Source organism: Bifidobacterium parmae, assembly GCF_002860365.1.
Taxonomy (GTDB): Bacteria; Actinomycetota; Actinomycetes; order Actinomycetales; family Bifidobacteriaceae; genus Bifidobacterium; species Bifidobacterium parmae.
On the sequence record NZ_NMWT01000001.1, the window covers coordinates 1 to 20,124 of the forward strand.

Sequence of the window (20,124 nt, forward strand, 5' to 3'; positions counted from 1 at the left end):
CCACGGCCCGCGCCGGCACCGCCGGCCACGCCCGCGCCGCTCCGGCGCGCGGCGGCCGGCCGGGCCTCGTGGAACTCGTCCACCGTGCCCCACTGGCCGCATTCGGGGCATTTCCCGTACCATTTCGTGCCCGTCCAGCCACATTCCGAGCACAGGTACTGCACATTCGTCTTCGCCATGCCTCGACGATACGCACGCAATCGATAAACCGGTAGATGTATACCGGTTTATCGCCGTCCTTCGGAGTGTCGCGCCGCGTCACCGGCGTTCCGCGCCGGCCGCAGCGTCACAAGGCTGTGCCACAATCGGAACCATGTCGAATACTCGTAGTTCCGCGCAGCACGGCCACGGCAAGCTGATCGCCGTCATCATCGCCGCTGCGCTCGTCGTCGTCCTCGCCCTGCTGTCCGCATTCGTCTGGCCCGGATGGGCGCTCAACAAGAACGCCACCGGCACGCAGAACAGTGCGCAGCAGACCGCGGAGCCGACCACGCCGAGCATCAAGGCCACGGCCCTGCCGGACAACGCGACCGAACTGCTCAAGGCCATGCCGGACAGCGTGCTCAACTATGCGCGCACCAAGGCCGACGCCTCGACCACGTGGAACTCCGCCACGCCGCTCGAAGAGTACACGCTCACCTACTCGACCGGCAAGAAGGCCGCCGACGTGACGCTCGTCGTCGCCCAGTGGAGCACGTCCGACCCGGCGAAGACCCAGTACGACGCGCTCGCCAAGAACCTGACCGGCAAGTCGATCGCCTCGGGCGCGGTGAAGGTGCAGGGCGACACCACCGGCGACTACGTGGTGAAGACCGATTCCGGCGACGCGAAGAAGGCCACCGCCCTGTGGCGCAACGACACGGTCGTGTTCCAGGCCACCGGCTCGAAGGCCGCGGTCCAGCGGTTCTACCAGAAGTTCCCGCTGTAAGGGGAGCCCCGGGGCTCACGGCGACGCACGGGTGGCGTAGTCCGCGAGAACGTGTATACTCGTGCGAGTTGCAACTTTTACGATTAATCGGATTGGAGGCTTCAGATGGGTTCCGTCATCAAGAAGCGCCGCAAGCGGATGAGCAAGAAGAAGCACCGCAAACTGCTGCGTAAGACCCGCCACCAGCGCAAGTAGTCTTACCTGCATCAAGGCATGAGAAGACCCCGCGGACCGGAAGGTTCGCGGGGGTCTTCGTTTATGCTCGCAGGTCGGCCGGGCCAGACGCGGAATCGGGCCCGGCCGACCTGCTCAGTCGGACGTGAACCGACTCACTTGTTGCCGTTGGTGAGGACGCGCGGGCCGTTCGGATCGCCGACGATCACCTTGTCGACCATGTTGAGGAACAGGCCGTGCTCGACGACGCCTACCGTGTTGATGAGGTCCTCGGCCAGCTCGAACGGGTGCTCGATCTTCTCCAGGTGCAGGTCCACGACGTAGTTGTTCTCGTCGGTGCGGACCTCCTTGCCTTCGGCGTCGAGGCGCAGGACCGGCTTGTAGCCCTTGGCCTCGAACTTCTTGATCACGTGGCCGGCGCCGAACGGGATCACCTCGACCGGCAGCGGGAACTTGCCGATCGTGTCGACGACCTTGGACTCGTCGACGATCCACACGATCTTGTCGGAGTTGGTGGCCACGATCTTCTCCCACAGGAGGGCCGCACCGCCGCCCTTGATGCCATTGAAGTTCTTGTCGACCTCGTCGGCGCCGTCGATGGTCACGTCGATGTGGTCCACGTCGTCGATGTCGACGATCTTGATGCCGTAGCTTTCGGCCTGCGCCTGCGTGCGGCGGGAGGTGGTCACGCCGGTGAACTGGAGGCCTTCCTCCTGCACGCGGCGGCCGAGCTCGTCGACGAGGAACTTGACGGTGGAACCGGTGCCCAGGCCCGCGATCATGCCGTTCTCGATGAGCTTGGCGGCCTCGATGCCGGCGGCCTTCTTGAGGGCGTCCTGCTGTGCCTTATCCATGATGTGAATCCTTTCCTTCCATATGAAAAGTCGTTTCCATCCTAACGCGGGTGGAAGATTGTGCGCGGGTGTGTGCGCTCGTGTTCGCCAAATGTTCAGTCGCGCAGAAAATCCGCGTCCGTGATCGTGAGATTGCCGTCGCCGTCCACGAATCCGTCCACCGCGATGTACCCGCGCACATGCATCGGCATGCCGTCGAAGTACGGACTTGTCTTCGGCGCGGGCGAGAAGCGCACGTCGCCCGTCACCCTCAGTCCGCTCGGCGCGGGGAGTGCGGGTTGTGCGACGGGTTGCACGGGAGATGCGGGTTGCGCGGAGAGCGACATGGACTGCGCGATCTCCGTGTGCGACGACGCCGTGCGCGTCTCCGCCGCGTCCGGCGCGGTGCCGCCTACTCCGCCGAGATCGTCCGGCACGCCCTCCGGCTCGGCGAGCAGGTCCGCGAGACTCTTCCGCGATCCCGAGTCGTCCTGCGTCGCGGCCCGTCCCGCGTCGCGACGCAGGCTCGCCGCGTCCGCCTTGCCGTCCAGCACGAGCTGGACGTCCGGCGGCACGTCGGTGCCGCGCGAGTACTCGGAGTTCAGCAGCGAACGCCATCCCTCGATCGGCAGGTATCCGTCGCGCGCGCCCGACCGGCAGTCGCCGGCGTACGTGCGCGCGAGCTCGTCGACGAGCTCGTTGCCCGCGTTGCCCGCGTGCCCCTTCACCCATCTGAACTCGACGGGACCGGGACGTTTCGAGATCGCCTCGTCGATCGCCTGGATGAGTTCGCGGTTCTTGACCGGCTTCTTCTGCGAGTTCTTCCAGCCGTTGCGCTTCCAGCCTTTGACCCATTTCGTCGAACAGTTGATCGCGTACTGCGAATCCGATTCGATGATGAGCTGCTGTTCTCCCGGATGCGCGCGCAATGCTTCGAGCACGGCGCACAGTTCGCCGATTTGGTTGGTGCCGTTCGTGGCGCCGCCCGCGTCGTAGCCGCGCGAATCGTGCTCGTGGCCGGGGTCGCCGCCCGCGTCCCTCGCATGGTCGGCCCACGCCCATCCCATCGGCCCGTTCGGATTGCCGAGCGCGGACCCGTCCGTCGATACCACAATCGTGTCAGTCATACCTCCACCCTAATGGCACCCGCGGGCGTGATGGGGACGACCGTCCCCCGTCCGCTTCGCGGGTACCGCGCCGGCGGGCGCGGTGCCTGGTGTCGTGCGCGTTTGCGCCACACAAGGGGTGCTGCGATGCTGTGTGGCGCGCGTTTGCGCCACGCAACGCCATGTGCAGGTGGTTTCGTGCTTGTGTGGCGCGATACTGCGCCACACTCGGCCCGAATCGGTGATTCCGCGTAAGTGTGGCTGAGGAGCTGCGCCACACGACGCATGGAGATGCGATTCCGGCGTTGCGTGGCGAGGAAGTGCTCCACACTTCGGTCCGTGTGGCATTGTGTGGCGCACATCCGAGTGCATGGAGGATTATCCCGCTTGCCTGGGTGTCCACTCCGGGCCCGTCGCTCACTCAGCCGCGCGACACGTGCGTGGAATCGCGTTTCTTGGGTTGGTGTTCCCGCGCATCGGGAATGTGAGGTTTCTCACAGCTATTGATTTCGCGTGGAGAATCTGCCATCGTGCGCGTGCGAATAGCGGCGGAATCGCGTGGACACAAGACTGTTCTTTCAAAAGAATCCTTCGTAGATTGCGAAATGCTTTCGCGGCCGCCCGCCAGCGACTCAAGGGAATCAGGGGCGGAATCCGCGAGGAACCTCCGCAAGGGAACGAAGGAACGAAAGGACCCCAGGATGACCGCATCATCCCGCCGCGCCGTGATCGCCGCGTTCGCGGCCGTCGCCGCACTCGGCGCCGGCCTCGTCGCGCCGACCGCGCACGCCGCCGAATCCAAGACCACCAGCGACGCCACGCTCACGTGGAGCCTCAACAAGGAATCGAACTGGCGCGCCTACGCGCCGGGCACGTTCAACTTCCTGTCCGCCGGCATCGTCGACAAGACCTCGGCCAGCGACTCCGTCGAGGAGAACGAGTGGAAGCAATCCGACGGCAACGTGTCCATCGAGAAGAAGCAGGCCGACGGCACATACCAGGCCGCCACCTGGGCGGGTCTCAAGACCACGCCGGACGGCAAGGACCTGCCCGCCGCCTATTCCGCGACCGGCGAAGGCAGCGGCAACCGCGTCAAGCTCACCAAGGGCTCCGGCACGATCGACGCCGCGAACGACGACGCCGAGATCTCGTGGGACGGCGCGTTCACCGTCGTCTACTACTCCGGCCTCAACCAGTGGTACGCGAAGGACCTCAAGCTCACCGTGACGAACGGCTCCGGCAAGCTCACCGCCACGCTCGGCGGATGGGCCACCGACATGAACGACACGAGCAAGTTCGCCGTGCTCGACGAGGAGAAGGACGTGGAGATCGCCACGCTTTCGAACGTCGACGTGAAGGACGACGGCACCGTCGTCACCCCCGACTTCAACGAGACCGACGTGGACGGCCAGGGCACGATGTTCAAGAGCTGGCCGAAGCCGTTCCTCGACTTCGTGTCCAAGACCGGTTCCGGCCCGTACTGGTACGCCTCCGGCGGCGCCGCCGACCAGCGCAAGGCCCCCGCCGAGATCCAGGTCGCCTACACCGCGAAGACCCCCGAGCCGCAGGCCACCGCGCCCGAGGCGCCGGCCAAGCCGACCGCGACCGTCGCCGGCACGATGGCCGACCCGTACCGCGTGAAGGTCGATTGGACCGCCCCGGCCAAGGACGGCGGCTCCGCGATCACCGGCTACACCGTCACCCTCACCCCGTCCACCGGCGACCCGGTCAGCCAGGACGTGGACGCGACCGCCACCACCGCCACGTTCGGCAAGCTCACCGCGCAGAACGTCTCCTACACGGCGTCCGTCGTCGCGAAGAACGCGGAAGGCGCGTCCGCCGCGTCCCCGGCCTCCGACCCGGTCACCCCGAACGCCGATCCGGCCGCCACGCCGGCCATCACCGTCGAGCCGACCGCCGACATCGATCCGGCCGTGGAGAACACGTTCACCGTCAAGGGCACCGGCTTCACCGGCGGCGCCGCCTTCTACGGCGCGTACGCCGTCGTCGCCGACACGAGCAAGTGGAACGCCGGCCAGACCCCGACCTCCGCGAACGACTTCGTGAAAGCCGCGTGGGTCAAGGCCGCCGACATCAAGGACGGCGCCTTCACCGCCACCGTCACCGTGCCCGCCGGCTCGCTCGAATACGGCAAGACCTACGTGGTCGGCACGACCGCCGCGCACGGTCTGTCCCTGACCGACCGTCGCCTCGACACCGCCACCGCGATCACGCTCAAGGCCCAGCCGAAGGCCCCCGAGGCCCCGGCCCGCCCCGCACTCGCCGCGAACGGCACCAGTGCCACCGTCACCTGGACCGCCCCGGCCGACAACGGTTCCGCGATCACCGGCTACACGGTGACGCTCACCCCGGCCGACGGCAAGGGCGACGTCAAGACCCAGGACGTCGACGCCGCCGCGACCGCCGCCACGTTCGACGGTCTCGCCAAGGGCGTCGACTACACGGCCACCGTCGTCGCCAGGAACGCGATCGGCGCGTCCGCCGCGTCCCCGGCCTCCGCTCAGGTCACGATTGCCGCCACCGCGCCGGGCGCGGCGGGCGACGTGACCGTCCGCCAATCCGCCGCGCACGAGCTGATTGTCGGTTGGACCGCTCCGGCCGACGACGGCGGTTCCGCGATCACCGGCTACACGGTGACGCTCACCCCGACCACCCGCGCCGACGGCGCCAAGACCCAGCAGGTCGCCGCCGACACGACCACCGCCGTCTTCACCGACCTCGATCCGGCCGTCGCCTACACGGCGTCCGTCGTCGCCGCGAACAAGATCGGCGATTCCGCCGCCGCGACGTCCGATCTCGACAATCCGGTCAATCCCGCTCCGGACCAGTCCACGGGTGATGGTGACGGTGACGGCACTACCGACGGCACCGGTACCGGCACGACCGACGGCAACGGCTCGAACGGCTCGACCACGACCGGTTCCGGCACCGCGGATGCCACGACGAACGCCGACGGCTCCGCGAAGCTGAGCGCCACCGGCGCCTCCGTCGCCGCGCTCGCCGGCGTGATGATCGCCCTCGCCGTCGCCGCGGCCGCCGTGACCATCCTGCGCCGCCGCAACGCCTGACGCGGATGATGACCGACTCCCGCAACGGCCGCCGTCACCGCGCCATCTCGCGCGCCGCGACGGCGGCCGTGGCCGCGTGCCTGCTGGTGCTCGGCGGGTGCGCGAACATCGGCACGATCTCCGAGGCGAGCCTCGACTCATGCGACGTGCCGACCGCCTCCACCGAGCCGAATCCGCCGCAACTGCCCGATGTCACGCAGTCGCAGCTCACCGATCCGCGCGAAATCACCGGTCCCACGACCGCATACACGCGGTCGGACCAGATCATCCCGATCACGAACGTGCCGTTCGAGGAGCAGCGGCTGCCCGTCACCGTGGAAAGCGCGGACGGGCCCAAGCAGACCGTGACCGACACGACGCGCATCCTCGCGCTCAACCAGAACGGCGGTCTCGCCGCGGCCGTGTACGCGCTCGGCTTCGGCTGCAACCTGGTCGGCCGCGACACGGCCACCGGCTCGTCCGGCATGGACAAGCTGCCCAAGGTGACCGTCAACGGCATGGATCTGAACGCGGAGGCGATCCTCGCGCTCGAACCGACCGTCATCATCACCGACACGTCGATCGGCCCATACGACGTGCAGTTGCAGTTGCGCCAATCCGGGATCCCGGTCGTGTTCGTGCCGTTGGAAAGCGAGAAAGGCGTCTCCGGCGTGGGCGCGCAGATCCAGGCCGTCGCCGACGCGCTCGGCGTGAGCGACCTCGGCAGACAGCTCGTCAAGCGCACGAACAGCGAGATCAGCCAGACCATCCAGAACATCCGGAACACGCTCGTCCCCACGGACGAGAAGCGACGCCCCCGCATCGTGTTCCTCTACGTGCGCGGCAAGTCGATCTACTACTGGTTCGGCGAAGGCTCCGGCGCGGATTCGCTCATCCAGTCGATCGGCGCGGTCGACGTGGCCGAGGAGGTCGGCTTCAACGGCATGGCCCCCACCAATTCCGAGGCGCTCATCAAGGCGAAACCCGACGTGATCCTCGCGATGACCCTCGGCGTCGAATCCGCGGGCGGCGTCGACGGCATGCTCGCCATGCCCGGCATCGCGGAGACGCCAGCCGGGCAACACCGGCGCATCGTCGACATGAGCGACTACGAGATCATGAGCTTCGGCCCGCAGACCGCGCAGGTGCTGGCCGCGCTCGCCACCGCCGTCTACGCGCCCGAACACAGCTACCAACCGGAGAACAAGCCGGAAGTCATCCAGAAACGACTCGACGAGATGCAGCAGGAGAACAAGTCATGACCGAACGTGACGCGCGCATCGCCGCCAACGCGGCCGACCTCGGTCTCGCCGCCCGCACCCCGCGCGTCGGCAGGACCGCCCTCACCTTCATCGTGCTCGCCGCCGGGCTCGTCGTGATGACCGTCGTCTCCGCCTCGCTCGGCCAGCTCATCATCCCCTTCGACCAGGTGCTCGGCTCGGTCCTCAACAAGGTCGGCCTCCACTGGCTCGACGGCCCGACCCGCGCGTTCGGCGAGGAGGCGTTGTGGAACGTGCGCTTCCCGCGCATCGTCATGGCGATCGTCGTCGGCGCGGCGCTCGGCGTGGCCGGCGCGCTCATGCAGGGCGTGTTCGGCAACCCGCTCGCCGAGCCGGGCACGGTGGGCGTCTCCTCCGGCGCGGCCGTCGGCGCGAGCTGCTCGATCCTCATGGGCTGGGATTTCCTCGGCGCGCTCACCACGCCCGCCCTCGCCTTCGCATGCGGCCTGTTCACCACATTGTCCGTATACCTGCTCGCCCGCCGCGACGGCCGCACCGAGGTCGTCACCTTGATCCTGACCGGCGTGGCCGTCAACGCGGTGGCCGGCGCGCTGATTTCGTTCTGCACGTTCGCCGCGCCCACCTCCGCCCGCGACCAGATCGTGTTCTGGCAGATGGGCTCGTTCAACGGCTCGCGTTGGAACCAGGTCGCGCTCGTCGCGCCGATGTGCGTGGTCGGCGTCATCGCCGTGCAGTTCATGGCGCATCGGCTCGACCTGCTCGCGCTCGGCGAGAAGCCGGCCCGTCATCTTGGCGTCGACGTCGAGCGCCTGCGCTTCTGCTCGATGCTCGTCGTCGCGCTGCTCGTCTCGTCGGCCGTCGCGTTCTGCGGCATCATCGCGTTCGTCGGTCTCGTCGTGCCGCACCTGCTGCGCCTCATCATCGGCCCCGGGCATCGCGCGCTGCTGCCCGCCTCCGCGCTGGGCGGCGCGCTGCTGCTCACCATCGCCGATTTCGCCGCGCGCACCACGATCCAGTTCGCGGACCTGCCGATCGGCATGCTCACCTCGCTTGTCGGCGGACCGTTCTTCTTCTGGCTGCTGCGCCGCAGCCGCTCCAAGTCGGGAGGTTGGGCATGAAACTCACGGCCATGAACCGCACGCATCGCCCGCCGGTCCCGCCGCGGCCGGGCGACACGGTGCTCGAACTGAACGGCGTCGGCGTCGAGATCGACGGCCGCACGATCCTCGATCGCATCGACCTCGACATCCGCGCCGGCGAACTGCTGTCCATCGCCGGGCCCAACGGCGCCGGCAAATCCACGATGCTGGGCGCGATCACCGGTGACGTGCCGGTCACGTCCGGCGCGATCAGCCTGTTCGGCAACCCGCTCGCCGCGTGGGATGCGACCGAACTCGCGATGCGACGGTCCGTGCTCATGCAGAACGTGGACGTCACGTTCCCGTTCACCGTCGACGACATCGTGCGCATGGGCCGCTCGCCGTGGGAGGGCACGCCCGACGAGCTCGACGACGACATGGTCGTCGCGTCGGCGATGGCGATGACCGAGTCGACGCCGCTCGCGGAACGCGTCTACACGTCGCTGTCCGGCGGCGAGCGCGGGCGCGCCGCGTTCTCGCGCGTGCTCGCGCAGGCCGCGCCGATCCTGCTGCTCGACGAGCCGACCGCGGCGATGGACGTGAAGCATCAGGAGATGCTGATGCGCCTGGGCCGTGACTACGCCGAGGCCGGCTGCGCGGTCGTCGTCATCGTGCATGCGCTCGACGCGGCGGCCGCATGGTCGGATCGCGTGGCGCTGCTCGAGCGCGGCCGGATCGCCGCGCTCGGCGCGCCCGAGGAGGTGTTCACGTCCGCGCGCCTGTCCGCCGTGTACCAGTGCCCGATCGAGGTGCTGCGCCGCGGCGACGGGAGTCTCGTGATCCTGCCGGAGCGGCCGGCCGTGCACCGTCACGTGTACGGCCGCCGCCGGACCGTCCAGAGAGAGGAGACGCGATGATGACGAGGAAGAGGATGACCGCCCGCGTGGCGCCGCACGTTGCGACGCGCCTGACGGCGTGCGTCGCGTCCGCGTTGCTGTCCGCGGCGATGCTCGTCGCGTCCGCACTGGCCGGCGTGTGGCCGGGGGCCGCGTCGTCGGCTCTTGTGCCGTCCGCCTACGCCGCCGGCGCGAGCGTCGCCGTCAGCGTGGACGGCGGCACGCTCAACCCGGACGGGAACACGGCGGTCGCGTTGTCCGGCAGCGGGTTCCAGTCCGTGAAGAACGGGTTCGGCGGCATCTACGTGCTGTTCGGATGGGTGTCCGATCCGGGCGGCGACTCGTGGAAGCCGTCGCAGGGCGGCGTGACCGGCGAGACCTACAAGTACGTGCCGGACGACGAGAACGATCCGGCCGGTTACGACGTGTTCGTCGCGTTCCCCGGCAGTTCGACGGCGAGCGCCGCGAACGGCGGCACGATCGCCGCGGACGGCACGTGGGGCGCGACGATCACCGTGCCCGGCGCGAGGTTCACGAGCACGGATCGTTCCGGCAATCCGTCGGACGTGGACTGCACGGCCGTGCAGTGCGGCATCATCACGATCGGCGCGCACGGCGTCGCGAACGCGAACAACGAGACGTTCACGCCGTTGACGTTCGGCGCGACGGCCTCGTCCGCCGCGGATGCCGCGGACTCCGGCGCCGCGCAATCGGGCGAGTCGGGGCAGCAGACGGGGGCGGCGTCCGGTTCGGACGCGACCGGCAAGAGCGGCAAGACCGGCAAGAGCGCGGGCGGTGCGACGACCGCGGACGACGCCGCGCGACAGGCCGCGGATGTGATGGCTGAAGGAGCGAATATGGGAACCCCGACCTTGGGCGTGGCCGGATGGCTGATCGTCGCTGCAGCGATCATCCTCGGCATCGCCGTGATCGTGTTGGCGGCGGGATACGGCGGCTATCTCGCCGCGAAATCGTTGCTGCTCGGCGTCTCGCCGGCCGCGTTGGAGAAGGAGATGGCGCGTCGTGAGCGTCGCGCCGAAGCCGTGCGCGCGCGGGAGGAGCTCAAATCCGCGAAACGACGCCGCAAGCAGGCCGAACGTCTGGCGCGCGAACAGGCGAAGGCCGGTCGCGCGCAGGGACTGCCGGCGGATGCGGGGATCGGCGCCGCCGGCGAGGAGACGCAGGTGCTCGCGTCGCCGATGGGGGAGACCACGGTGATGCCCGCAGTCGCGGGGGATTCGGATGCTCGGCCTGCCGGCGTCGCGCGTCGCGCGGCCGACATCCGCGGGTTCTTCACCCGTCACGCGGCGGCCGATGCGGCGACGGTGCAGGAGGTCGCGTGATGGGCGTGTGGCGCATGATGCTGAGAACGCTGTGCGCGTTCGCCGCGGCGCTGACCGTGTGCGCCGGTTCGGTCGCCGTCGTCGCGCCCGCGCTCGCCGCGGATGACGGCTCCGGTGATGACGGGGACGCCACGAAACTCGCCGACGTGACGTTGCGCTGGGGCATGAACGACGAGACCAACTCGGCCGCGTTCTTCGGCGGCTGCAACTTCCTCTCCGCGGGAGTCGCCGCGAACACGGGCGGTTCGAAGACCTGGGACGAAAGCCTCTACACGGCGAACGACGGGAACGTGAGCATCGTCAAACCCGATGCGGACGGCGCATGGGTGGAGGCGACCTGGACGTCGAAATGCCTCACCCGCGACGGCGCGAACGTGACGATGGGCAAACGCGCGGACGGCCGCTCCATCAACACCGAATCACAGGTCGTGCTCTCCGGCGGCACCGGCACGGTGCGGGCGGACGGCGCGACGACCATCAGCTGGAAGGGCTCGTGGACGGTCGCCTACTACGGCGGCATGACGTACTGGTCCGTCACCGATCCGACGCTCACGCTTGACGCGGACGGCACGGGCGCGCTCACCGCCACCGCCTCCGGCTACGGCGCCGACATGAACGACGCGAGCAAGTGGCTCACGCTCGAACCGCAGGAGATCCACCTCGCCGACTTCACCGGTGGCAACGCGGTGGACGTCGCGAAGGCGGTCTCCGACCACGGCTTCACCGCGACCCCCGACTATCTCGGCGTCGCGGTGGACGCGAACGGCGACCACGGTTCGCAGGCCGGCAAGGACGCGGCGAACGCCGCCTACTGGGGCGCGTTCCCACAGTCGTTCGTCGACTTTCAGATGGGGACCGGGCAATCCGCCTACTGGTACACGTCGGGCAGCGCACGTGACTTCGCCAAGCCGACCCTGCCGCTGTACGTGCAGTACGACGCGTCGTATGTCGTGGATGCGGGGGAGGGCAGCCCCGCCGCCGGAACCGCCGCGGGGGGAACGGCATCGGGGTCGGGCTCGTCGGCCTCGGGCACCGGTGCGGGTCCGGGCACCGGTGCAGGCTCGGGCTCCTCCGCGACGAAGAAGACGACCGCTGCCGCGGCGGCGCCGTCCGACACCGCGGCGCAGTCCTCCGGTGATGATGCGTCGGCGGACGGCGCGGATATGGGTGCCGCGGATACGGGTGCCGCGGCGTCCGCCGACGGCTCCGACGACCGCACGATGCTCATCGCCGACAACGCGCGGACCATCGCCGTCGGCTCCGGTGCGGTGGCCGTCGCCTCCGCACTGCCACTGGCAGCCGGGTGTCTCATCCGCCACCGCCTCGGCCTCGACGCCGCCGCCGAGCTCGACCGGCGGCTGGGGCTATGACAAAGGCGCCCGGATCTGGGATCCGGGCGCCTTAGCGTCTCACTCATTTCCCGTCAGAGGAACGGGGAGACCGACGTCACTCGCCGAGGGCCTTGTCGACGACCTCGGAGGCCTCCGCGAGCACCTTGTCGAGGGCCTCGGGGCTCTCGAAGGACTCGGCGTACACCTTGTAGATGTTCTCGGTGCCGGAAGGACGGGCGGCGAACCAGTTGTCCTTCGTGGTGACCTTGAGGCCGCCGATCTTGGCGTGGTTGCCCGGCGCCTCGGTCAGCTTGGCGGTGATGTCCTCGCCGGCGAGCTGCGTGGCGGTCACGTCGTCGCCGGACAGGGAGGCGAACTTCTGCTTCTGCTCGAGCGTGGTCGGGGTGTCGACGCGCTTGTACCAGGACTCGCCGAAGCGGGCCACCTGGTCCTTGTGCAGCTCGGCCGGGTTCTTGCCGGTCTTCGCGGTGATCTCGGCGGCCAGCAGGTCGGGAATCAGACCGTCCTTGTCGGTGGTCCACACGCGGCCGTCGCGGCGCAGGAAGCTCATGCCGGAGCTCTCCTCGCCACCGAACGCGACCTCGCCGGAGAACAGCGGGTCGACGAACCACTTGAAGCCGACCGGGACCTCGAGCACCTTCGCATTGATCGACGCGGCGACGCGGTCGATCAGCGAGGAGGAGACGAGCGTCTTGCCGACGGCGGCGCCCTTCGGCCAGTCCGGACGGCTGCCGCCGAACAGGTATTCGACGCACACGGCGATGTAGTGGTTCGGGTTCATCACGCCCCAGTCCGGGCAGACGATGCCGTGGCGGTCGGCGTCCGGGTCGGTGCCGCCGACCAGATCGTACTTGTCCCACGCGCCGGCGTTGAGCTGGTCGACGAGGCCCTTCATCGCGTACGGCGAGGACGGGTCCATGCGGATCTTGCCGTCGTGGTCGATCGTCATGAAGCGCCAGGTCGGATCGACCTCCGGGCGCACCACGCCGATGTTCAGGCCGTACTTCTCGTTGATGAGCGGCCAGTAGTTGACGGACGCGCCGCCCAGCGGGTCGATGCCGAGGCGCACGCCGGAAGAACGGATCACGTCGAAGTCGATGACGTTGCCGAGGTCGGCAACGTAGTGCTCGCGGAAGTCGAAGCCCTCGACGTACTCGGACTTGACGGCCTCCTCGTAGGGCACGCGCTTGACGTTCTTGTAGTCGCCGAGCAGCTCGTTGGCGCGGGCGGCGATCGCGTTGGTCACGTCGGCCGGGGCGGGGCCGCCGGTGACGGGATCGTACTTGAAGCCGCCGTCGGTCGGCGGGTTGTGGGACGGGGTGACGACGATGCCGTCGGCCAGGCCTTCGCCTTCGAAGCGCTGGGTGCCGTCGGCGGCGCGGTTGTGGGTCAGGATCGCCTGGGAGACGACCGGGGTGGGGACGAAGTCGTCGCGGGAGTCGATGCGCACATGCACGCCGTTGGCGACGAGCACCTCGATCGCGGTCTTCTTGGCCGGGCCGGACAGCGCGTGTGTGTCGGAGCCGAGGTACAGCGGTCCGGTGACGCCGGCCTTCTTGCGGTATTCGGCGATGGCCTGGGAGATGGCGACGATGTGGGCCTCGTTGAACGAGGTCTTCAGGGACGATCCGCGGTGGCCGGAGGTGCCGAAGATGACACGCTGCTCCGGAACGGACGGATCGGGGACGAGGTCATAGTACTTGCCGATGACCTCATCGACGTTGATCAGATCTTCTGGGGTGGCGGGCTTGCCCGCATTGTTTGCTACCATGAATCCCATTGTACGGCGATGGGACCGCGCAACACGTTATGTTCTGTGATTAATTGTTCTGAAATGTGTGTGAACGCCCGTTGAATTCCGCGCGGATTCGTGTGAGGGTTCACATGCGATTCGTGTGAGCCCTCACGACACGGACGGCGATGAAAAGGTTTGCACAATCGTTACCGTTCTGTTATAGTGACGCACTGTCAGTTTCCTTAGCAGGGTTGCTACTCAAGATTTCGAGGCAAGACCTGAGGCGTGAGCCAAACCATAGGGACGGTCGCCCACAAGGCGCATATCCCCCTACGGTTTCAGACTCTTGCCTCAGGTCTTTTTCGTTGTCTGGGCCAATGCCGACCTGACACGTGGGGGAACTGCGACATATGGAATGAAGGAAATGGAGAACACGATGTCGCATCAGGACGATGTCAAGGCGATCATCACCGCCGTCGGTGGTGCCGCCAACGTCAAGTCGTTGACGCACTGCGCCACCCGACTGCGTTTCGAACTCAAGGACGGTGGCAAGGTCGATCAGGCCTCGCTCGACAGCAACAAGGTCGTGCTGGGCGCCGTGCCGCAGTCCGGCGACCGCTACCAGGTCGTCATCGGCGGCCAGGTCGCCTCCGTGTACGACGAGATCATGCACCTGCCCGAGATGGCGGGCCTCGGCTCCGGCACCGTCGACGCCGACGCCGCGGACGGTGAGATGAGCGATGCCGAGCTCAAGGCCGCCAAGCGCAACCAGGGCGTGCGCGGCAAGGTCGCCTGGCTCGACAACTTCTTCGAGTACCTGGCCGACTCCTTCCGCCCGATCCTGGGCGTCCTGCTCGGCGCGTCCATCATCATCGCGCTCGTCAACCTGTTCATCTCGCTGGACGTCATCCCGAACGACGAGGCCAACACCGGCCTCATGTTCATCAAGGCCATCTGGAAGGGCGTGTTCTACTTCCTGCCGATCATGGTCGCCTACAACGCCGCCAAGAAGCTCAAGGTGGACCCGTGGCTGGGCGGCGCCATCATGGCCGCGCTCATGACCCCGCAGTTCACCGCCCTGTCCGACACGAAGACCTGGGGCGACGCCGTCAGCTGCGTGGAGAACACCACGCTCGGCACGTCCTCCTGCACCGCCACCGTGTTCGGCCTGCCGATGCAGCTGTCCGACTACTCCGGCAACGTGTTCGTCCCGTTGATGATGGCCGCCGTGCTCGCCCTCGTCTACCACGGACTCAAGAAGATCATCCCGGATTCCGTCCAGCTTGTCTTCCTGCCGTTCTTCTCGATGATCATCGTCGGCGCGCTCACCGCCTTCCTCATCGGCCCGCTGGGCGTGTGGGTCGGCAACGGCCTCGGCGTCGGCCTCGCCTGGATGAACGGCCACGCGCCCTTCATCTTCGCCATCGCGATCCCGCTGCTCTACCCGTTCCTCGTGCCGCTCGGCCTGCACTGGCCGCTCAACGCCCTCATGCTGATGAACATCCAGTCGATGGGCTACGACTTCATCCAGGGCCCGATGGGCACGTGGAACTTCGCCTGCTTCGGCGCCACCGCCGGCGTGCTGTTCCTCTCCATCCGCGACAAGGACGACCAGATGCGCCAGACCTCCATCGGCGCCCTCGCCGCCGGCCTGCTCGGTGGCGTCTCCGAGCCGTCCCTCTACGGCATCCACCTGCGCTACAAGCTCATCTACTCCCGTATGCTCGTCGGCTGTGGCGTCGGCGGCGTCGTGATCGCCGTCTTGGGCTGGCTGTTCCCGTCCTCCGCCGGCGTCCACGGCGTGACCACCACCGCCTTCGCCTTCACCTCGCTGCTCACCATCCCGGTGTTCGACCAGATGTGGGTCTACGCCGTGTCCATCGCCGCCGCGTTCCTCACCTCGATGGTCCTCATCATCACCCTCGACTACCGCACTCCGGAGCAGAAGGCCGAAGTGAAGGCCCGCGTCGCCGCCGCCCAGAAGGCCAAGGCCGGCAAGGGCGAGGCCGCCGTCGAGGCCGCCCCGGCCGCTGCTGAGGCCGCCGCGACCGCCACCGAGGAGGCTCCGGCCGCCCCGGCCGCCGAGGCCGCGCCGACCACCGCCGTGGTCGCCCCGGTCGACGGCCACGTCGTCTCCCTCGACGACGCCGGCGATCCGGTGTTCGCCTCCCGCGCCCTCGGCGAGGGCGTCGGCGTCCAGCCCGCCGCCTCCGTGGTCAAGGCCCCGGTCTCCGGCGTGCTCCAGACCGTCGCCGAGACCGGCCACGCGTTCGGCCTCAAGACCGACGACGGCGTCGAAGTGCTCGTGCACGTCGGCATCGACACGGTCAAGATGAACGGCGAAGGCTTCGACGTCAAGGTCGCCAAGGGCGATCGCGTCAACGCCGGCGATCCGCTCGTCGACGTCGACTTCGACAAGGTGAAGGAAGCCGGCTACAGCACCACCACGCTGATGACGGTCCTCAACACGGCCATGCTCAAGGCGGTCACTCCGAAGACGGACGTGGACGTCAAGGCCGGCGACGAGGTCATCGCCATCGAGAAGTGACCATTCCGACGCGCCGGCCCGGGGCTTCGGCGGCAATCGCCGCCAAGGCTTCCGGGCCGGCGCGTCGGCTATGCTGGAAAGGATCCGCGACGAGGCCGACCGGCCGTTGCCTTCCCGCGGGTCCTGCGGTGAAAGGGATGTCATGGAAATACTGCGCGTCTTCAACAACAACGTCGTTCTCGCGAAGGACGGGACGCGCGAGGTCATCCTCACCGGCCGCGGCCTCGGATTCAAGGCGAAACCCGGCATGACCGTCGACCGCGCCAAGGTGGCGCGCGTCTTCGTGCCCTCCGACGGGCGCGACCCCGACCACATGGCGCAACTGCTCGGCGACATCCCGCCCGAGATCATCAGACTCGTCTCCGACGCGATGGACGAGATCGGCATGGGGGAGGAGGCGGCGCAGAGCCCCACGCTCGTCATGGCGCTCGCCGACCACGTGTGCGGGGCGCTGCGCCGCGTCAAGAACCGCATCCCCGCCATCGCCTACCCCCTCACCGAAGAGGTGCAGACGCTGTACGAACGCGAATACGAGCAGGGGCGTGCGCTGCTCGCCGCGTTGAACCGGCGGCTCAACGGCGTGCTGTCGGACAACGAGGGCGTCGCGTTCGCCCTGCATCTCGTCAACGCCGGATTCTCGACCGGCGACCTCAGCCACACGTATGCGATGACCGGCGTGATCCAGCAGCTGCTCGCCGTCATCGAAAGCACGTACGGCATCACGCTCGATGAACATTCCGTCAACGTGGGCCGTTTCATCACGCATCTGCGCTACCTGTTCGTGCGCATCCACCAGCACGGCCAGCTGGACCGCGAGCCGGAGGCGATCGTCACGTCGATCATGGAATCGTATCCGCAGGCCGCCGAATGCGCGCACCGCATCGCCGCGCTCATCGAACTGCGCCTCGACACCACGCTCACCGAGGACGAGATCGCCTACCTCACCCTCCACGTCGCCCGCGTCACCGCCGCATAGCGCTCCCTACGCCCGGATCGGCTCCATCGTGCCGGTGGCGGACGGATCCTGCCGCGTGATCTCCGGCACGCGCACGATCAGCGCCTCACGGTCCACGGTGAACCGGATGTGCTGCGTGGCAGGCAGCATGTCGCCGTCCACCTGCGCGGGCGTCGGCTTCTCCAGCACGAGCTCCGCGCTCACGCCCTGCACCTGGTCGATCGTCGAATTCGTGGAGAGCGGGTTCTGCTCCGCCTTGCCGGTGATCGTCTGGTGCACCACGTCGCCGAACAGGTTCGCCCATCCGATGAGCCCGCCCGTCGTGTCGATGATCTCGAAGTCGAGCAGGCCGTCGTTGAACGAGGCGTTCGGCATCAGCGAGAACACGGGGATCTGGCCGCAGTTGCCGGCCATGAACGTGCGGAACACGAGCCCGCGCGTCGAATGCGTGCTGCCGTCCGCGCTCCGGATCGTCACGTTCGCACGGTATTTCGGCGCGAACAGGTTCTTCACGCCGCCCACGAAATACGCGAGCCAGCTGATGTTCTTCTTCAGTTCCGGATCGGTGTCGTCGATCATCGCCGCGTCGAAGCCGACGCCCGCGATGATGAGGAACGCGTGCGCATGATCCTCCTCCGGATGGTCGAGCAGCGCGAGACGGCCCATGTCCACGCGACGCGACCCGTGCGACGTGGCCACGGTGAGCGCCGCGTCGATGTCGTCCACCGGAATGCCCATGTTGCGCGCGAACAGGTTGCCGGTGCCGATCGGCACGATGCCGAGCGCGTGGCCGGTGCCGGACACGGCCGACGCGACCGTGCGCACCGTGCCGTCGCCGCCCACCGCGACGACCACGTCCGCGCCGTGCGCGAGCGCCTCGAGCGCGCACGCGCGGCCGTCCTTGTCGAGCTGCGTGTCGATGAACTCGACCTCCGTGAGCCCCTTCTCCTCGCAGAACCGTTCGATGCGCGCGCGGCGGGCGTCCGCCTGCGGCTTCGACGGGTTGATGATGAACGCGTAATGCACCTGGTCGTCATCGCGTTTGACGAGTTTCTCGGCGAGACGGCGGCGACGGTACGCGCGCATGGCGAGCGCGGCTGCGACGATGACGGCGACGACGCCGAGGATTACTGCGATGATGACTGCGGCTGTGGGCATAATCTTTATTCTGCTCACCTGACGCTAAGATTCCCGCATCGCCACGGAATAATTGAACGATTCCTGCACGTGCGAAGGCCATAGGCGTCGGATGCGTGCCGGCCTTGGCGCGGTCCGGACGCGGCGGGCCCGTTCGGTGTCGCTTCCATGCCACGTCTGGCGCGGAACCGACGCTGAGCTAGCTGTTTGCGTCGGATGCGTGCCATGATTGGCATGGCGCCGACGCTGCGAGGTCCGTAGGCGTCGGATGCGCGCCATGGTTGGCGCGGTCCGGACGCGGCGGGCGCGGAGACACCTGCGTTGCATCGCCGGAGCGGACGGGTCCTCGATGCAGGACGCAGTCTCCCGCGTGTCGGCTTACGGCGGTAGGCTGGGCGGCATGCTTGATATTCAATTCATTCGCGAACACGCCGATGTCGTCAAGGAATCCCAGCGCAAGCGCGGCGAGTCCGTCGAACTCGTCGACGAGGTCCTGCGCTCCGACGAGGCGCGCCGCTCCTCCCTCAAGGAATTCGAGGCCGCCCGCGCCCAGCAGAAGGAGATCGGCAAGAAGGTCGCCGCCGCCCCGGCGGACGAGAAGGCCAAGCTGATCGCCGAGACCAAGGCGCTCGCCAACAAGGTCTCCGAGTACAAGGCCGCCGCGGACGCCGCGTCCGAGGAATACACCACCGCCATGTGGAAGCTCTCCAACATCGTCGAGCCGGAGGCGCCGGAAGGCGGCGAGGACGATTACGTCGTCGTCAAGAAGGTCGGCCAGATCCGCGACTTCGCGGCCGAAGGCTTCGAGCCGAAGGACCACCTGACCCTCGGCACCGAGGTCGCCGGCATCGACATGCGCCGCGGCGTCAAGGTCGGCGGCTCCCGCTTCTACTTCCTGCGCGGCCAGGTCGCCCGCATGCAGATCGCGATGCTCACGATGGCCGTCGACCAGGCCGAGGAGCACGGCTTCACGCTCGCCATCACCCCGACGCTCGTGCGCCCCGAAGTGATGCGCGGCACCGGCTTCCTCAACTCCCACGCCGACGAGATCTACCGTCTGCGCGAGCCCGACGAGCAGTACCTCGTCGGCACCTCCGAGGTGGCGCTGGCCGGCATGCACGAGAACGAGATCCTGGACCTCGGCAACGGCCCGCTGCGCTACTGCGGTTGGAGCTCCTGCTACCGCCGCGAGGCGGGCGCCGCCGGCAAGGACACCTCCGGCATCATCCGCGTCCACCAGTTCGACAAGGTGGAGATGTTCGTCTACGCGAAGCAGGAGGACTCCTACGCGGAGCACCAGCACCTGCTGGAGATGGAGCAGGAGATGCTCGCCAAGGTCGAGGTGCCGTACCGCATCATCGACACCGCCGCCGGCGACCTCGGCTCCTCCGCCGCTCGCAAGTTCGACTGCGAGGCGTGGGTGCCGACCCAGGGCCGCTACCGCGAGCTCACCTCCACCTCGAACTGCACCGAGTACCAGGCCCGCCGCCTGAACATCCGCGAGCGCACCGAGGATGGCTCCACCCGCCCGGTGAGCACGCTCAACGGCACGCTGGCCACCACCCGTTGGCTCGTCGCGATCCTCGAGAACCACCAGCAGAAGGACGGCTCCATCGAGATCCCGAAGGCCATGCGCCCCTACATGGGCGGCCGCGAGGTCATCGAACCCACCAAGTGGGAAGCCTGACACCCCCAACCTAATCCCCATGGTGCGGTAACACACAATCTC

At 68.0% G+C, this 20,124-nt stretch carries 15 protein-coding genes and 1 pseudogene; 11 read left to right on the forward strand and 5 right to left on the reverse strand.

The features are described 5' to 3' along the window. Positions 1 to 179: pseudogene (locus Uis4E_RS11770) on the reverse strand (DNA repair protein RadA); the annotation flags it as partial. 134 nt (positions 180 to 313) lie between these two features. Between Uis4E_RS11770 and Uis4E_RS00005 the strand changes: the two are divergent. Further along, the gene (locus Uis4E_RS00005) at positions 314 to 928 is read left to right on the forward strand and encodes a hypothetical protein (RefSeq protein ID WP_101621260.1); all 615 of its coding nucleotides are present in this window, start codon (positions 314 to 316) and stop codon (positions 926 to 928) included. Positions 929 to 1,033: 105 nt separating this feature from the next. Next, a complete protein-coding gene (locus Uis4E_RS00010) occupies positions 1,034 to 1,123 on the forward strand; it encodes a 30S ribosomal protein bS22 (RefSeq protein WP_004268639.1) in 90 nt (29 codons plus the stop codon). Between the two features lie 134 nt (positions 1,124 to 1,257). On the opposite strand, the gene rpiA is transcribed toward Uis4E_RS00010, so the two are convergent. Continuing rightward, positions 1,258 to 1,956 (reverse strand): ribose-5-phosphate isomerase RpiA, encoded by a 699-nt coding sequence (gene rpiA, locus Uis4E_RS00015; protein ID WP_034527071.1) that lies wholly within the window; start codon positions 1,954 to 1,956, stop codon positions 1,258 to 1,260. 95 nt (positions 1,957 to 2,051) lie between these two features. After that, positions 2,052 to 3,002: a ribonuclease H family protein gene (locus Uis4E_RS00020; protein WP_423734895.1), complete on the reverse strand. Its 951-nt coding sequence runs from the start codon at positions 3,000 to 3,002 to the stop codon at positions 2,052 to 2,054. A 740-nt stretch (positions 3,003 to 3,742) separates the two neighbouring features. Here Uis4E_RS00020 and Uis4E_RS00025 point away from each other — a divergent pair. From Uis4E_RS00025 to Uis4E_RS00050, 6 genes are read left to right on the forward strand one after another with little or no spacing between them, the layout of a single operon-like run. Next, entirely contained in the window at positions 3,743 to 6,130 is a 2,388-nt protein-coding gene (locus Uis4E_RS00025) for a fibronectin type III domain-containing protein (protein ID WP_101621262.1), read from the forward strand. Positions 6,131 to 6,135: 5 nt separating this feature from the next. Then, positions 6,136 to 7,371 (forward strand): heme/hemin ABC transporter substrate-binding protein, encoded by a 1,236-nt coding sequence (locus tag Uis4E_RS00030; RefSeq protein ID WP_207764521.1) that lies wholly within the window; start codon positions 6,136 to 6,138, stop codon positions 7,369 to 7,371. Beyond that, the gene (locus Uis4E_RS00035; protein ID WP_101621263.1) at positions 7,368 to 8,468 is read left to right on the forward strand and encodes a FecCD family ABC transporter permease; all 1,101 of its coding nucleotides are present in this window, start codon (positions 7,368 to 7,370) and stop codon (positions 8,466 to 8,468) included. Before Uis4E_RS00030 ends, Uis4E_RS00035 begins: the two co-directional genes overlap by 4 nt. Then, positions 8,465 to 9,346, forward strand: coding sequence for a heme ABC transporter ATP-binding protein (locus Uis4E_RS00040; RefSeq protein WP_101621264.1), 882 nt, complete (start codon positions 8,465 to 8,467; stop codon positions 9,344 to 9,346). Before Uis4E_RS00035 ends, Uis4E_RS00040 begins: the two co-directional genes overlap by 4 nt. Beyond that, complete coding sequence (locus tag Uis4E_RS00045) at positions 9,343 to 10,668, forward strand: hypothetical protein (protein ID WP_101621265.1); 1,326 nt, start codon at positions 9,343 to 9,345, stop codon at positions 10,666 to 10,668. Before Uis4E_RS00040 ends, Uis4E_RS00045 begins: the two co-directional genes overlap by 4 nt. 14 nt (positions 10,669 to 10,682) lie before the next feature. After that, positions 10,683 to 12,038, forward strand: a complete 1,356-nt coding sequence (locus Uis4E_RS00050; RefSeq protein WP_133125349.1) for a hypothetical protein — start codon at positions 10,683 to 10,685, stop codon at positions 12,036 to 12,038. A 76-nt stretch (positions 12,039 to 12,114) separates the two neighbouring features. Here Uis4E_RS00050 and pgm read toward each other — a convergent pair whose 3' ends face one another. Then, complete coding sequence (gene pgm, locus Uis4E_RS00055; protein WP_101621408.1) at positions 12,115 to 13,791, reverse strand: phosphoglucomutase (alpha-D-glucose-1,6-bisphosphate-dependent); 1,677 nt, start codon at positions 13,789 to 13,791, stop codon at positions 12,115 to 12,117. Between the two features lie 400 nt (positions 13,792 to 14,191). Here pgm and Uis4E_RS00060 point away from each other — a divergent pair, with 400 nt between their 5' ends. Together Uis4E_RS00060 and Uis4E_RS00065 are read left to right on the forward strand one after the other, a co-directional pair. Continuing rightward, on the forward strand, positions 14,192 to 16,303 hold the full coding sequence (locus Uis4E_RS00060) for a glucose PTS transporter subunit IIA (protein ID WP_207764524.1): 2,112 nt from the start codon (positions 14,192 to 14,194) through the stop codon (positions 16,301 to 16,303). Between the two features lie 142 nt (positions 16,304 to 16,445). Further along, positions 16,446 to 17,279 (forward strand): PRD domain-containing protein, encoded by an 834-nt coding sequence (locus tag Uis4E_RS00065; protein WP_101621268.1) that lies wholly within the window; start codon positions 16,446 to 16,448, stop codon positions 17,277 to 17,279. Between the two features lie 6 nt (positions 17,280 to 17,285). On the opposite strand, the gene Uis4E_RS00070 is transcribed toward Uis4E_RS00065, so the two are convergent. Beyond that, positions 17,286 to 18,416 carry a diacylglycerol/lipid kinase family protein gene (locus Uis4E_RS00070; RefSeq protein ID WP_101621269.1) on the reverse strand — a complete coding sequence of 377 codons (1,131 nt, stop codon included), beginning with the start codon at positions 18,414 to 18,416 and terminating at the stop codon, positions 17,286 to 17,288. 379 nt (positions 18,417 to 18,795) lie between these two features. Between Uis4E_RS00070 and serS the strand changes: the two genes are divergently transcribed. After that, the gene (serS, locus tag Uis4E_RS00075) at positions 18,796 to 20,082 is read left to right on the forward strand and encodes a serine--tRNA ligase (protein WP_101621270.1); all 1,287 of its coding nucleotides are present in this window, start codon (positions 18,796 to 18,798) and stop codon (positions 20,080 to 20,082) included. Positions 20,083 to 20,124: the final 42 nt, after the last annotated feature.